Raw genomic sequence first — 13,482 nt, forward strand, 5'->3', positions numbered from 1 at the left:
GGGCGTCTCCGCTCGTGGTCGTCATCCGGTGGCTCCTGACGGTCGTGGGCGTGGTCGTGTCGTGGTCCCCGCCGGGCGGCTTCGCGTGGCAACGGGAAGGGGGTACCGGGAAGGGGGTACCGGGCAGCTTCGCACGGCTGCGGGCGGGATCACCGGGCGTCCCCCGCTCGTAGTTCCCTGACCGAGCCGCGCCGCCCGGTCCACCACGCCTGGGCCGCGGCGATACCCGTGGCGACGAGGAGGACGGCGAGCGCGGGCAGCAGCAGGGAGGCCGGGTCGGTGTGCAGTGCGGCGGTGCCGGGAGGCGGGCTGCCGCCCGGGGTGGCCAGGGCCACGGCGGTCAGGTCGACACCGGGCGCCAGGAGGCGTACCGCCGCCCAGCCCGTCAGGGCCCCGCCCACCGCGGCGAGCAGGGCCTGCGGCAGCGCTTCCAGTACGAGCAGCCGGCGGCCCTGGCTCCGGGTGAGGCCCATGGTGCGCAGCCGGGCCAGCAGGGCCGTGCGTTCGGGGGCGGCGCGTACGAGGGCGAGCAGCAGCGCGAGGACGGCGTATCCGGAGCCGGCGGCGACCGCCACCGCGTAGACGTGCTCGGCGCCGGACTGGAGGGGGGAGTCGACGTAGCGCGCGCGTTCGTCGGCCCGCAGGCGTACGTCCGCGGCGCTGCCGGCCGCCTTGTGCAGGGCACCCGCGTCCATCCCGTCCCCGGTCAGCAGGAGGGCCGTCGGACGGGCGGGGGCGGCGCCGAGGCCGGCGCGGTCCACGACGAGGAACTCGGCGCCCGACACGGCCGGGGTCAGCTCGCGCACCACGGCGATACGGACGGTGATGTCACTGCCGTCCTCCAGGCGGACCGGGAAGGGCTGCGTGCCGAACCGCGCGGCGACGGCGGGGGAGGCGAGGGCGGGCAGTGGCGCACCCTTCGATGCGTCGTTCGATGCGTCGTTCGACGCCTCGTGTGACGCGTCGTTCGACGGGCTGCTCGACGCGCCGCTCTTCGCACTCTCCGGGCCCTTCGCGGCTCCCGTCGCGGACGCCGGTGCCTTCAACTCGCCCGCCGAGAACGCCCCGAGGTGTGTGCTCCCGGCCAGCCGGGCGTATCCCTCGGGCTCCACGCCCACCAGGGGCACCGTCTCCGCGCCGGTTCCGGGCCTGGCCTGGTAACCGATGCTCAGGGGGGTGACCTCGCGTACACCGGGCGCCGAGTGGAGCTGCGCCGGGAGGCCGGCGGGCAGCGCGCCCATCACCTCGACGCGGGCGTCGGCTCCGAGGCTCAGCAGGGCCGCCCGGTCCCGCGCGTCCGCGACACCCGCCAGGACGGACCCGCCGAACGCGGCCGTGGTGAGGGCCGTCAGAAGGGCGAGCAGGGGCAGCACCGTGGAGACGGAGGTGCGGCCCGCGCGGGCCAGCGAGAGATGCCCGACCGCACCGCGCAGCCGGCCGGCGGGTCGGGCCAGCCAGCGCAGGGGCAGCGGATAGAGCCGCACCAGCAGAAGCGCGGCGATCACCCCGATCAGGACCGGGGCCAGCGCGACGAGTTGGTCACCGGAGCCGGAACCGGCGGCGTCCAGGTCCGCCGCGTCGCCGGCACCGGCCGTCCCGGCGGAACCGCCCGACGTACCCCGGCTCCGCAGCGCGAACACCGCCGCCGACGCCAGGACCAGCAGGGTGAGTTCGGCGACCGTACGGCGGCGCGAGGGGCGTACGGACGCGAGGTCCTCGCGGGCGCCGTGGACGCGTACGGCACGGTGGGTGAGCCAGGCGCGCACGGGCAGCATGGCGCAGGCGACGAGCGCGACCGCGGCGGCGGTCCAGACGGCGTACGACAGGCGGCCGTACGGGACGGCGAACAGGGCGCCCGCGATACCGAGCGCGGCGGCCGGTACCGCGACCACCGCCGTCTCGGCGAACAGCCGGGCCGTCAGGCCGCGCAGGGAGACGCCCCGGGCTCGGAGCAGGGCGAGTTCGCCGCGGCGGCGGTCGGCGGCGAGGCCTCCCGCCATGAGCAGGACGACGGCCGCGACCGAGGCGCTGCCGAAGGCGGCGACGGCGACCAGGGGGCGGATGCCGGAGCGGAGGCCGGCGTACGAGGCGAGCACGTCGTCGAGGTCGGTGCTCGCGTCCGCCTCCGGATCCGTGAGCGCGCGCACCTTCAGCAGACCGGGCCCGGACTCCAGCGCGGCGATCGCGCTCGCCAGCCGGGGCAGTTCGCTCGCGGTCAGGGCGGCGGGGGCCGGAGCGAGCTGCCAGTAGCGGGCGGGGGCGCCGGGGGTGCCGAGCAGCGCCGGAGCGGCGTCCGGGGCCAGGAGGAGCGCGCCGAGCCAGTAGATGCTCGGTTCGGCGCCCTGGGTGGGAAGGCGCACGAGGGACGGGGTGCGCAGGACGGGCTGGGTCGCCCAGTAGGCGCCCTCCCGGTCGCGCGGGGCGACGATGCCGGTGACGCGTACGGCGAGCGGGGCGCGTTCGACGGCGGGGACGTGGACCACCGCGCCGACCTTGATGTGGAGGCGACGGGCCGTCTCCGTGGTGACCGCGGCCTCCAGTTCGGGCGTCGCGGCGGTCACCGTGCCGTCGGCGCGCGGGAGACGGCCCTCGCGCAGCCGGGCGTGGTCGGCGAGGCCGTTCTGCGCGACGAGGGTCATCTGCGCGGGCAGTCCGGTCGGCCGCGGCAGCCACTTCTCCGGTGCTTCGAGGGATTTCGTGGTGCGCACGCCGTACGCGGACTGGTCGGGGTCGGCGACCAGCGGGTGCTCGATCACCTTCAGGATGCGCTGGTAGCGCTCGCGCACCGAGGCGGGGCGCAGGACCGACTCGCGTTCCGCCTGCGAGGCGCCGAGGGAGGGCGGCGGGGCCGACATCTGCACGGAGGTCCTGAGGGCGGTGGCGTCGGAGACCGCCCGGCGCAGACCCGCGTCCTCGTAACGGTCGACGGCACGCGGGAAGGACGCGGCGAGGCAGACGGTCGCCAGCACCAGCAGGGCGAGGGCGACGGCGGCACCGGGCGCGGCGCGCAGCCGGGTACGGATCCAGGGGGCGACGGGGGGTTCGGCACCCCGACGCGTGAAGGTCCACCGGCGGCCCACCTCACTCACCCCCCTGCTCGTGCAGCGAACGCAACGACCGGAGCGACGAGGCCGAGTCGCCCCGCCGCAGCACCAGCACACCGGTCACGATCAGCGGCGCGACCACCAGGCCCGCCAGCAGCAGCGCGACGCGGGCGAGGGGCAGTTCCACCAGTACCTCCGGGACCGGCCGGGTGGCGCGGGACGTCAGCACGATCAACGGGATGACCGCCCGGGTCAGTACCGCCCCCAGCGCCACCCCCACCACCAGGGCCAGCGCCACCAGCACCCCCTGCTCGGCGGCGACCAGCCGGGCCAGTTGGCGGCGGGGCGCCCCCAGCGCGCGGAGCAGCGCGAACTCGGCGCCCCGCTCCCGCAGCGAGCCCGCCGTGCTCACCGCGAAACCGACCGCGGCCAGCGCGGCGGCGACCACGGAGGCCGCCGCGAACGCCGCCTCCGGACCGGCCCCGAAGGGGTCGTCCCGCAGCCGTTCCGCGATCTCGTCGCGCACGACGACCTGCGACGGTTCGACATCGGGCCGTTCGCGCAACTGGGCCGCCACCCGCGCCTGGGCGCCGGGCTCGGTGCGCAGCCACCACTCGGTGGGCGCGACGCTCTCCCCGTACCGCTCCTCCAGCACCCGGTTGACGGAACGCAGATCGACCAGCAGGGCCCCGCCGGAACTCTGCGCGGCATCGGAACCCGGCGTGCCCTGCGCGCCCTCCGTGGTCGGCAGCGCGCGCACGCTCTCCACGATCCGTACGGGTACGGCCGAGCCGCCGAAGGGGACGTCGAGCCGTTCTCCCTCACGTGCCCCCGCGGCCTTCAGGAAGTCGTCGGTCGCCACGGCCTCGACCTCGGGTGCGGCGGGCCGTTCCGCCAGCAGCCGGATCGTCACCGACGAGGTCTCCCACGGGGTTTCCTTCGGGATGTAACCGGTTCCGTACGCCACGGTCAGCGGGCGCTCGGACTCCACGTCCGGACCCGTCGGGGTGTTGCCCGCCTTGGGGTCCGCGGAGGTCTGGTTGTTCGTGGACGTCACCTGCCAGGACGGGGGCGCCGACAGCGGGCGCCGCGTCCCGTCGGACGTCGTGGCCGTCAACTGCTCGACGGACAGCCGGTGTTCCTCCGCGCGGCCGGTCGGCTGGGACATGTCCAGCTGCGCCCCCGTCAGCGAGAGCGGTTCGGCGGCGCGGTCGGACGGGGCCTGCTCGGCCTGTGCCAGCTGCACGGTGAGGCGGTGTGCCTTCCCGTCGGCGGGGAGGTCACCGGCGGACAGGCGGTACGGGGTGCCGTAGCGGTCCTCCAGCGTCACGGTCACCTCCGCCGTCATCCTGGAGCGGTACGCCGACGGGTCCGCGTCCGCCGCGTCGGGGGACTGCGCGCTCGCCCGGATGCGGAGTTCCAGCTCCAGCCGCGTGCTGTCCTTCGGCAGGGTCACGCCCGCCGATCCCGCCCGGCCGGGACCGAGCCCCGCCAGCAGCCGCCCGGCGGACTTGTCCGCCAGATCGCCGCGCAGCAGCAGCCCGGCGGCGGCCTCGCCCCCGGATCCGCCGCTGGAACCGTTGCCCGGGCCGCTGTCGGAACCCTTGCCCGACCGGCCGTCGGAGCCCTGGCCGGAATCCGCCCCGGCACCCTCCGTGTCCAGCGCCAGCACCGCGGCCGTGCGGTTGCCGGACAGCGCAAGTGACGTGCGCATCGCGGGCGCCGCCCCGCGGACCCCGTCGAGGTCCGCGTAGAGCCCGGCCCGTGACAAGCCGTCCGCGCCGCCCGCCAGGACCCGTACGGACGTGCCGGCCAGGAAGTCCGCCTGGTCGTCCTGCGAGCGGTTCCACGACGCGCCCTGGCCGATCGCGAGCATGCCCATGGCGACGGCGAGGACGAGCAGCAGGACCGGTCCGGCGCCACGCATCGGGCGACGGCTGAACTGCCAGCCCGCGAGCGCCGTCGGCAGCCCCCGGCCGCCCGCCGCGCGCCGCTCGGCGAGGCGGGCCACCGGCGGCATGAGGCGCAGGGTGAGGACCGTCCCGGCCAGCAGGGCCAGCGCGGGAGCGGCGACCAGCAGGGGGTCGATGCCGAGCGTGTCCGTGGGCGTCGCCGCCGACCCGCCGGGTCCCGTGGAGGTGACGGCACCGGAGGTCTGCCGGCTCAACTGCCAGTACGCGACGGCCGCGACGACCAGCAGGCCGACGTCCGCACCCGCCCGTACCGGCGCGGGAAGCGAGCGGGCACGGCCGCCTTCCGCGCTCTCCTCGCGCGCGGTCAGCGCGGGTACGGTCACCGCCAGCGCGCAGCCCAGCGCGACCGCGGCGGCCGTCGCCCACACCGCGCCGGCCGCCGCCGAGGTGTCCAGGCGCAGCCCGATCCGTGCCAGCGCCCCCTGGCCCGCCAGCAGCCGCGTCAGCGGTCCGGCGAGCAGCGGCGCGCAGACGACGGCCGGCAGGGCGAGGAGCGAGGCCTCCAGCGCGGCGAGCACGGCCACCCGCCCGCGTGAGGCGCCGCGCGCCCGCAACAGCCGTGTCTCACCGGCTCGTTCGACGCTCAGCAGCCGGGCCACGAGCAACAGTGCGTAACCGGCGAGCAGGGCGAGCTGCAGCGCAACGATCAGCAGCGTCGAACGGGAGACCAGCAACGAGCGCTCGACCCGCTCCAGTTCCTCGGGCAACGATGTCGTGATGGCCGTGGTGCCGTGCAGCGCGGGCGACTTGGACAGGGAACGGGGCCCGGTGGTGGCCGCCTCCCGCAGGGCGCCGATCCGCCCGGTCGTCAGGGCCGAGAAGTCGGCGGACGCCTGCCAGGCGGTCGGCCCGGAGCTGACCCGCCGCCCGTCCCCGGTGGCCGCCAGCACCGACGGGTCGGCCAGCAGCGGCCCGTACGTCGTGAAGTCGAGCTTGACGACCCCGCGTCCGTGCAGGTCGTCCAACTGCCAGTAGGGCGAGGTGACGCGCACGGGCCGGTAGAGACCGGTCACCAGGACCCGTACCTTCGGGCCGTCGAAGCGGTCGGTGAGGGTCAGCCGCGTGCCCGGTTCGACCGCCAGCCGGCGGGCGGCGGTCTCGGGAAGGGCCACCTCGATCTCGCGGCCGTCGGCGGGGTCGCCCGGGGCCCGGGGCGCGCGTCCCTCGACCGTCCGCACCTGGGAGGGGTCCAGCGCCGCGAAGTGTGTGAGATCGGGGTCCTTCGAGCGGGCGGCGGGCTCCTGCAGGGACCTCGGCAGGGCGTACGGCCCCGACCGGGTCAGCGTCCGCAGCGTCACGGGCAGCCCGTCGAAGGTGCGCTCGGCCCCGTCCCGTACGGCTCGGTCGGCGGCCTCGCGCTCCGCCGCGGGGACGTCGGCCTTGACGACCAGCGTGGTGGCCGCGGCGCTCTGCGCGTCGGCCTCGCCGGTGTCGCCCGCCTTGCCCTCCTCGCCTGCTGTGGTCGACTCGTCTGCCGTGGCCGCCGTGGCCGCCGAGGTGTCGAGGAGCGAGTGACGCAGTGCCGCGTCGCCTATCGCGCCCGAGTACGCGGTGAGGGTCGCGAGGACGGCCGTCGTCAGCAGGACGGTGAGCAGCGCGGCGGCCAGCAGCAAACGATGCGCTCGCACACGCAGTAGGACGAACCCCGTCACCCGGCCCCCCGCCGTGTCGCCGGACATCCCGGATCTCTGATCATGCTGTCAGAGGTGAGGGGGCCCGGGTAAGCGCTTGAGGACCGGGTTTGACCGGATCGTGACCGGAATCCGGCGACGCGCGACCGGAATCCGCGCGTCAGCCGGTTCTGTACACCTCTCGGGGGCTGCCCTTGTCCGGTCCTTGGCGGACGGTGCCGGTCAGCCTTCGGTGTTCACCATCGAAGCGGCCGCGTACGTCAGGTAGTTCCACAGGGTGTGCTCGTGCTCCTCGGAGAGGCCGAGCTCGTCGACGGCGACCCGCATGTGCCTCAACCAGGCGTCGTGGGCAGCCCGGTCGACCGCGAAGGGGGCGTGCCGCATCCGCAGCCGGGGATGGCCGCGGTTCTCGCTGTACGTGGTCGGACCGCCCCAGTACTGGATGAGGAACAGCGTGAAGCGCTCCTCGGCCGGGCCCAGGTCCTCCTCGGGATACATGGGCCGCAGCAGCGGGTCCTCGGCGACACCCTCGTAGAACCGGTGCACCAGGCGCCGGAAGGTCTCCTCGCCGCCGACCTGCTCGTAGAAGGTCTGCTCCTGAAGCGTGCCGCGCCGAATCTCTTTCACACCGTCCATGGTCTCAGACGGGCCGACCGAGGACTCCGGACTTAGGACCTCCGAAGCCGGACCGGGCCGGACCGGGCCGGACCGGGGCCGGGGCCGGTGCGGGGGCCGGTTCCGGATCGGGCGGCTCCGGCACTCGCCTCCCGGCCCGTCCGGCAGCACAGTGGAGGTATGAGCGCGTACGCGGTCGACCACGGACTCGACGACCTCGCCGCCACGGCGCGGGCGGCGCTGGTGCGCCAGATCGACGCGAGCGGCGCCTGGGACGCCGACCCGGTCTGGCGGACCGCCTTCGGGACCGTCCCGCGCCACCTCTTCGTGCCGTACTACTACGTGGGCTCGCCGGGCCCGCAGGGCGGTTACGAGCGCAGATGGGGTGAGGACCCGAGCGCGAGCCGACGCGAGGAGTGGCTGCGCGGGGCGTACGCCGACACCCCCCTGGCCACCCGCATGCGCGACGGCGAACTGCTGTCGTCCAGCAGCCAGCCGTCCCTGATGGCGAAGATGCTGGCCGAACTGGAGGTACGGGAGGGGGACGCGGTCCTGGAGATCGGCGCGGGCACCGGCTACAACGCGGCGCTGCTCTCGTACCGGCTGGGCGACGGGCTGGTCACCACGGTCGACCTGGACCCGGAGATCACGGAGTCCGCGCGGCGGCATCTGGCCGCCGCGGGGCACCGGCCGGCCGTCGTCACCGGCGACGGGGCGCGCGGCTGCCCCGACCGGGCCCCCTTCGACCGCGTCATCGCCACCTGCGCGCTGGACTCGGTCCCGCGTGCCTGGCTCGCGCAGTGCCGCCCCGGCGCCCGGATCCTCGCCCCGTTCGCCACCGGCCTGATCGCCCTGCGGGTACGGGACGCCGGGCACGCGGAGGGGCGCTTCCTGCACACGTCCGCGTACTTCGTGCCCCTGCGCGGCGGCATCCGGGCCGAGCGGGAGGCCCCCGCCGTGCATCTCGCCGGGCTGCCGCGCCGGGCCAGGGGGCACGAACTGTTCCGCTTCCTGCTGACCCTGACCGCGGACGGCCTCACCTCGGACGAGGCACACGCGCTGTGGGAACACGAGGCCTGGCCGGCGCGCGAGCGGTACGGCATCACGGTCGCGGGCGACCGCGCCTGGGCGTGGCTGGACGACCCCGGGGGGCCGCACACCTGGCCGCTGCCGTGACTCCCGGCGAAGCGGCGCTAGGGGGTGCCTGACAATTCCCGTCTGCCGCGCGACGCCGTGCACGCACTCTCGCCGCACCGGGCGCAGAGCCAGGTACGTCCAGTACGAGGCTCTACGCCCGGCAGCCCGGCAGCCCGGCAGCCCGGCACACCGAGAGCACGCACCTGACGCCGCGCAGCCGCCCTATGGGCGACGACGGGAATTGTCGACAGACCCTAAGGGCTGTCCCGTAACTCCCGGCGGGCGCACGACGACAGCTACGGCACCTCGCGGCGTTGCCGGATCGCCCGAATACACCCAGTATGAGGGCGACCCGGCGCCTTGCGATGCACCGCATCTGACGCCGCGCGCTGGTCCACCGGGAATTACGGGACAGCCCTTAGCCCCGCCGGATCGTGATCGTCGTCCAGGCGCCGACGTGCACCCGGTCGCCGTCCTGGAGCGGGACGGGGACGAACGGCTGGATGGGGTCCTCGGCGCCGTTGACCGTGGTGCCGTTGGTGGAGTTCTGGTCGACGACCGCCCAGCTGCTGTCCGGCTGCTGCACGAGCACCGCGTGCTGGTGCGAGACGCCCGGGTCCTCCGGCGGCACCGACAGATCGATGTCCGGGGTGTCGCCGGTGGAGTGGCGGCGGCGGCCGATCGTGATCTGGTTGCCGCTGAGCGGACGCTGCTGTTCCGGTGAGTACGCGGGCAGGTTCAGCCCCGCGGCCTCCGGTCCCGAGCGCTGCATCATCGCCATGAAGTACTCACGGTCGGGCCCGATGGTGATGCTCCACGACAACGACTGCTGGGGCTGTTGCGGCTGCTGCTGGTACCCGCCGGGCGACTGCGTCGAGCCGGACTGCGGGTAGCCGTAGCCGCCGCCGGGCGCGGGCGGGCCGCCGGGGCTGCCGGGCGACGGCGGTGAGATCACCCAGTCGTCCGCGCCGCCCCCGAAGGACGGACCGCCGGGCGGCTGCGGACGCCCTGTCTCCGGCGGATACGCGGTCTCCTGCTGATACGCGGGAGGACCGGACCGGCCGGGAGAACCGGACTGCCCGGGAGGACCGGACTGGCCCGGCTGCTGGAACCCCTGAGGACCTGCCGGACCGCCGGGACCGCCGGGACCTCCGGGGCCGTTGGGGCCTCCGGGACCCCCGTACCCGCCCTGGCCGCCCTGGCCGCCGGGTCCGCCGGGACCGGGTCCGCCGGGGCCGGGACCGCCGTACCCGCCAGGACCCCCGGGGCTCGTACCCCCGGGACCGGGCGGCGGCGGTACCGGTCGGGACGGATCACCGGGGAAGCCCGCGGGGTCCTCGCCGTAGGGCGGGATCGGCTCCGCGGGCCGGTTCATCTGCGAGGGCCGGGAGCCCTGGTAGTCGAAGCCGCCGTGGGTCGGACCCGACTGCCCGGGAGGCGGCTGCTGGAAGCGGAGCGCGGGGTTCCCCCCACCGGGACCCGCACCCGGGCCACCCGGGCCGCCCGGGCCACCCGGGCCGGGACCGCCGGGACCGGGCCCCGGGGGACGCGGCGCGGCAGGCGTGTACGAGGTCGCGGTGTTCGTCAGGTAGTTCCACCGGCACTCCTCGCAGAACGGCGCCCCGCCCTCGCGCGGAGTACGGCACTGCGGGCACAGCTCCGGCTCGGGCGCCGGGTCGGGCACCGCGGAGAGGTGCGGCCTGCCGCCGGGGCCGGGCGGCGGATAGCCGTAACCGGCCGCCGGGGGCGGCGGCGGAGGGGGCGGGGGTACGGCACCGGCCATGCGGTGACCGCAGACCTCGCACCAGTCGTCGGAACCCGACTGGTGTCCGTTCGGGCAGGTCGGCATGTCGGCGCTTCCCCCTCTCCTGTCCGGCCCACCAAGGACCGTCATCGTGCAGAACCGCGTGCGTGGTGCTCGCGCCCTGCTACGTACCGTGTGCGGAGTGCCTGAGCGGTGCTCTGCTTCGTGCCGCTCCGTGCTGCTTCGCGCTACTTCTTCACGTGCTGTCTCGCTCTACTTCTTTACACGAACAGTCTTTGTGGACCGTGTTTCGAGAGTCATCTCGTCGGCCTCCGCGACCTTCGCCTTCAATCGCACAGTACCCGCCGCGGCATCGACCACGTCCACCACCTTCGCAAGCAGTTTCGCCGTATCCGCGTTTCCGGAGGCACTCGCGAGCTGAACCGCGCGGCCCAGTTTGGCCGTCGCCCCGTCGGCATCTCCCGCTTTACGGGCATCCAGGCCCTGTTGGATGACTTGCGCCAGTTCCGCCTGACCCGTGTAGTGCGCGACCTGCGGATTGATCGACGTGGACGCCGTCATGTCGTCGGTCCACACGGCCCGTACGAGCCCCTGCGCGCCCAGGGTCTGGGCGGTGCCGTCGCCGTGCGGGATCACCAGGGAGACCCGGGCGGCGAGCATCTCCTGCCCGAGGCCGGCCTCGGGCACCTCCACGCACACGTGGTAGTCGCGGGACTCGTCGCCCCAGGAGCCCGTGGGGTAGTCCCCGGCGCGCGGGCCCGCCTCCGTGCGGCGGTCGGTGAGCGGCTCGACCGTCGGCGCGACCTGCTTGACGAACTTGATGGAGGTGCCGACCGGGGTCCACAGCCGCAGCGCCACGTCCGCGACCTCCTTGCCCATGGCCGTCTCCATCATCTGCGTGAAGTCGGCGGACAGGCCCGCCGGATCGGCCACGATGTCGGCGGTGCCGAGCAGCGCGGACGCGATGGACGTGACTTCTTTCACTTCCCAGTCCGTGCCGACGCCCCGGGCGTCGGCGGTGTAGCGGCCGGCGCAGGCGTCCAGGGCGGCCTTGAGGTCCTCGGGTGACTCGTGTTCGTTGCGGCCGTCGGTGAGCACGATGCCGTGCCGGATGGCGACGTCCGCCGAGGACAGCAGCCGGTCGGCCAGCTTCAGCCAGGTGCCGATCGCGGTGCCGCCGCCCGCGCTGAGCTTGCGCAGCGACTGCTTCGCCTGCTCGCGGGTCTGCGGGTCGGCGACGGCCAGTTCACCGTTGCCGGGGTAGACCTCCTTGGCCACGTGCGTCCCGCCGATCACCGCGAAGTGCACGCCGTCCCGCAGGGCGTCGATCGCGGCGGCCGTCGCGTCCCTGGCGCCGCGCATCTTGGTCGGCGGGTAGTCCATGGACCCGGAACAGTCGACCATGATCGCCACGGCCGCGTCCGGGCTTTGGCCCGGTGTGTAGAGATGGGGTGCCGTGACGGCACTCCCGACCGTGCCGCCGCCGGTGGAGGTCACCGTCACGATCGCGTTGACCTCGCGACCGCCCTCCGGCAGGTACTCGTTCTGGTAGACCTCCACCGAGAACTGCGGCACGTTCGACTTCGAGAAATTGGCCATGCGTTCTCTGCTCCCCCTCAGGACTCCCACAGGTCGTGGGTGATGTCGGTGGGCGGACCGGTCCCCTCCGGCCCCGACCGGGCCGGGGCCCCGCCGTCCCTGTCGCCCCCACCTTCATCGGCGTCTCCACCGTTTCGTACCGCTTGGGCCTCTTAGGCCGATCCTGCCCCTTGTTGCGGCGTGGGGAACGGAAGGACGGCCACTGTTACGTTGTCGTGGCCCCCGCCGTCCAGGGCGTGGCCCACCAGGACCTGGGCGCTGTGCAGCGGCCGGTCGGCGGCGTCGGGCGGGATGACCTCGGCCATCTCCTCGGCGCCCTCCGCGTAGTTCCACAGGCCGTCGGTGCACACGACGACCACGCCGGGCCGGTCGGGTTTGAAGGAAGCGGTGTGCGGCTCCAGTTCGTACGCGTCCGCGCCGAGCCAGCCGGTGATGGCGTGGGCGCGGTCGTCCGCGTACGCCTCGGCCTCGCTCATCAGACCCGCGGCGACCATCTGGGCGGCCCAGGAGTCGTCCTCGGTGAGCCGGGCGGGCGGCGCCGAGCGGTCCACGGGCACCCAGTAGACGCGGCTGTCGCCGACCCAGCCGACGACCAGCAGGGTGGGGGTGACGACGGCGCCGACGAGCGTGCAGGCCGGGGCGTTCACGTGCGGCTGGTGCTCGTGGGCCGAGGGGGTGGGGTCCGCGAGGGAGTTGACCGCCTCGGCGGCGGCGAGGATCGCGTCGTGCATGGCCTGCTGGGGGTGCGTGCCGCGGGGCAGGGCCGCGAGCAGCGTCTCGTTCGCGGCGCGGGAGGCGGCCAGGGAGGCCTCGTCGGGGCGGGTCGCCGAGGAGACGCCGTCGCAGACGATCGCGACGACCGCGGGCGAACCGTCGGGCAGCGCGGTCGCGGAGACGGTGAACGCGTCCTCGTTGCGGTGGTGGCGCAGGCCCCGGTCGCTGACCGCGGCGACCGCGTCCAGCTCCTGCTCCATGTGGTCGCGCTCGCGCGGCTGGGCGTGGCCGCAGTTCTCGCAGTAGCCGTCCCGGTCGACCTGGCCCGCGCGGCACGCCACGCAGACCTTCAGGCCCGCGGCGGGCGTCGCGAGGTCGGCCGTCCGCGGATCGGCGAGCGGCGCGTCGACGGTGGGGACCTCGACGGTCGGCAACTCGTCCACGGGCACCTCGGGGGGCAGCGGGGCGGCGAGCGGGTACTCGTCCGGCTCGGCCGCGGCATGGCCCGTCGCGTGGCCCGACGCCCGCGCCGGCCCCTGCGGCCGGGCAGGCGGTTGGGCCTGCGACCGGCCGTGCGGCACGGCGGAGGACTGCGCGTGCGGTACGGCGGACGGTGGCGCGTGCGGGGGAACGGGTGGCCCGCCGGGGCGGTCGAAGCGTACGCCGGGGCCGTCCGAGCCGCCCGACTCGCGGCCCTCGATGTCCGTCGGCAGCACCACGGCCGCCGGTGTGCCCGAGCTGTCCGCCTCGGGCGCGACGGGCCAGTCCACGGCGGTCGCGGCGGTCGCGGCGGTCGCGGCGGTCGCGGGGGGCGCGGGGGGCGCCCCGGCCGCGGCCGCAGGCGGCCGTGGCGCCGAGCCGTTCATGGTGATCGTGGGATTGTCGTCCGGCGGCGCGGGTACGGCCGACAGGTCGTACCCGCACGCACCGCAGAAGCGGTCTCCCGACTCCAGCGGTTCCTCACAGCTGGGGCAGGCGGCCAGTTGGGGCATCTGCGACATGAA

The 13,482-nt window shown here is 75.1% G+C and carries 7 protein-coding genes; 1 reads left to right on the top strand and 6 read right to left on the bottom strand.

The genetic code is table 11. The features are described from left to right. Positions 1 to 149 precede the first annotated feature (149 nt). From K3769_RS28090 to K3769_RS28100, 3 genes are all read right to left on the bottom strand, one after another. A complete protein-coding gene (locus tag K3769_RS28090; RefSeq protein ID WP_267029056.1) occupies positions 150 to 3,089 on the bottom strand; it encodes an FtsX-like permease family protein in 2,940 nt (979 codons plus the stop codon). Then, the gene (locus tag K3769_RS28095) at positions 3,082 to 6,696 is read right to left on the bottom strand and encodes an FtsX-like permease family protein (RefSeq protein ID WP_267029057.1); all 3,615 of its coding nucleotides are present in this window, start codon (positions 6,694 to 6,696) and stop codon (positions 3,082 to 3,084) included. Before K3769_RS28095 ends, K3769_RS28090 begins: the two co-directional genes overlap by 8 nt. A 174-nt stretch (positions 6,697 to 6,870) precedes the next feature. Further along, a complete protein-coding gene (locus K3769_RS28100; protein WP_267029058.1) occupies positions 6,871 to 7,284 on the bottom strand; it encodes a globin in 414 nt (137 codons plus the stop codon). A gap of 159 nt (positions 7,285 to 7,443) precedes the next feature. On the opposite strand from K3769_RS28100, the gene K3769_RS28105 reads away from it, so the two are divergent. Further along, on the top strand, positions 7,444 to 8,439 hold the full coding sequence (locus tag K3769_RS28105; protein WP_267029059.1) for a methyltransferase domain-containing protein: 996 nt from the start codon (positions 7,444 to 7,446) through the stop codon (positions 8,437 to 8,439). Positions 8,440 to 8,818: 379 nt separating this feature from the next. Here K3769_RS28105 and K3769_RS28110 read toward each other — a convergent pair whose 3' ends face one another. The 3 genes from K3769_RS28110 to K3769_RS28120 all read right to left on the bottom strand — a co-directional run bounded on the left by K3769_RS28110 (position 8,819) and on the right by K3769_RS28120 (position 13,479). After that, a complete protein-coding gene (locus K3769_RS28110) occupies positions 8,819 to 10,249 on the bottom strand; it encodes an FHA domain-containing protein (protein ID WP_267029060.1) in 1,431 nt (476 codons plus the stop codon). Positions 10,250 to 10,417: 168 nt separating this feature from the next. Further along, entirely contained in the window at positions 10,418 to 11,764 is a 1,347-nt protein-coding gene (locus tag K3769_RS28115) for a vWA domain-containing protein (RefSeq protein ID WP_267029061.1), read from the bottom strand. A 152-nt stretch (positions 11,765 to 11,916) separates the two neighbouring features. Continuing rightward, a complete protein-coding gene (locus K3769_RS28120; RefSeq protein WP_267029062.1) occupies positions 11,917 to 13,479 on the bottom strand; it encodes a PP2C family protein-serine/threonine phosphatase in 1,563 nt (520 codons plus the stop codon). Positions 13,480 to 13,482 lie beyond the last annotated feature (3 nt).

This window comes from Streptomyces ortus (assembly GCF_026341275.1).
Lineage (GTDB): Bacteria > Actinomycetota > Actinomycetes > Streptomycetales > Streptomycetaceae > Streptomyces > Streptomyces ortus.

Excerpts from the sequence above, each read along its gene's own strand:
- K3769_RS28110 (WP_267029060.1), bottom strand. The coding sequence starts at position 10,249 with ATGCCGACCTGCCCGAACGGACACCAGTCGGGTTCCGACGACTGGTGC.
- K3769_RS28095 (WP_267029057.1), bottom strand. The coding sequence starts at position 6,696 with ATGTCCGGCGACACGGCGGGGGGCCGGGTGACGGGGTTCGTCCTACTG.
- K3769_RS28115 (WP_267029061.1), bottom strand. The coding sequence starts at position 11,764 with ATGGCCAATTTCTCGAAGTCGAACGTGCCGCAGTTCTCGGTGGAGGTC.
- K3769_RS28100 (WP_267029058.1), bottom strand. The coding sequence starts at position 7,284 with ATGGACGGTGTGAAAGAGATTCGGCGCGGCACGCTTCAGGAGCAGACC.
- K3769_RS28105 (WP_267029059.1), top strand. The coding sequence starts at position 7,444 with ATGAGCGCGTACGCGGTCGACCACGGACTCGACGACCTCGCCGCCACG.
- K3769_RS28120 (WP_267029062.1), bottom strand. The coding sequence starts at position 13,479 with ATGTCGCAGATGCCCCAACTGGCCGCCTGCCCCAGCTGTGAGGAACCG.